Annotated in this window: 1 pseudogene; it reads right to left on the bottom strand. The window is 68.4% G+C overall.

The window, feature by feature from the left end:
- Nucleotides 1–946, bottom strand: a pseudogene (locus tag IG64_RS37110) (site-specific integrase); the annotation flags it as partial.
- Nucleotides 947–1,149: the final 203 nt, after the last annotated feature.

Below are 1,149 nucleotides of genomic sequence, written 5' to 3'. Positions count from 1 at the left end.
GCGTCGCGCAGGACGGCGGTGGAGATGCGTCCGCCGCGCGGGCCGGTGAAGAGGCGGGCGTCGGGATCGGGGCCGGTGGACAGGATGCGCTGGGCGACGGGGGGCGGATCTCCTCGACTATGGGAACCTTGCGGGCCCGCTTGCCCTTGGTGCCCTTGTCGGTCAGCCCGCCGGGCGCGGGTGTGGTCTGACGCCGTACGGTCCAGATCCACTGGTTGGTGTCGATGTCCCCGACGCGGCAGCCTGAGACCTCGCCGATCCGTGCGGCAGTGCACGCGGCGAAGACGACCACGTCTCCCCAGCCGCGGTACTGGTCGTGTGAGGCGGCAACGAGCGCGTCGGCCAGCGCGACGAGGGTCTCCCAGTCGGGCAGGGCCAGCGCCCGCGGGTCGAGGAGTTCGTCCTCGGCCTGCTTGTAGAGCTTCTGCCACCCGGTCACCCGGGCGGGGTTGACCTTGATGATGCCGTCGCGGACCGCCTGTTCCATGACGCGGACCAGGACGGCGATGGTGTTCTTCACTGTGGAGCGGCTGTGCTCGTCGGCGATCCAGTTCTGCACGGTGCGGTCGACGACACCATTGGTGATCATCCGCACCGCGAGGTGGCCCAGGGCGGGGACCACGCGCATCCGCCACCCCGACAGGTAGGGGTCCAGCGTTTTCAACTCCAGGCCGCGCAGGGCGAGGTCCATGTTTGCTTCGCCGTACTCGGCGAGCTTCATGGTGGCCTGCGACGGGCTCAGGCCGGCCTCCGCGGCCTCGATGATGGCTTGGAGCCATTCCTGGGCCTCTTCTTCGCTGTCCTTTCCCTCGGACAGTGACTGGCGACGCTTGCTGGTCGGATCGGTCCACCGGACGTGCGCCCGGTACGGAGTGGGGCGATCAGGGCGGTACTCGATATCGGTGGAGAGCCGGACACCGACGGGGACACTGGGCTTATCGGCCATTGAGCTTCTTGGCAGGGACGGTACGTCGGCGGCGAAGCCATTCCTCGACGTCGAGGGCGCTGTACATGACGACGCGTTCCGAGACCGTGACGAAAGGGGGCCCTTGAGGAGGCTGAGCGGTGCGCCAGCGGCGAGAGTTGAGGCGTCCACTCTCAGGCAAGCGGCGAGGTCGCTGGTCGAATACCAGGCGTTGGCCAGGAGAG

The organism is Streptomyces sp. NRRL S-340, from assembly GCF_000720185.1.
Taxonomy (GTDB): Bacteria; Actinomycetota; Actinomycetes; order Streptomycetales; family Streptomycetaceae; genus Streptomyces.
This window is presented reverse-complemented; position numbering and strand designations above follow the sequence as displayed.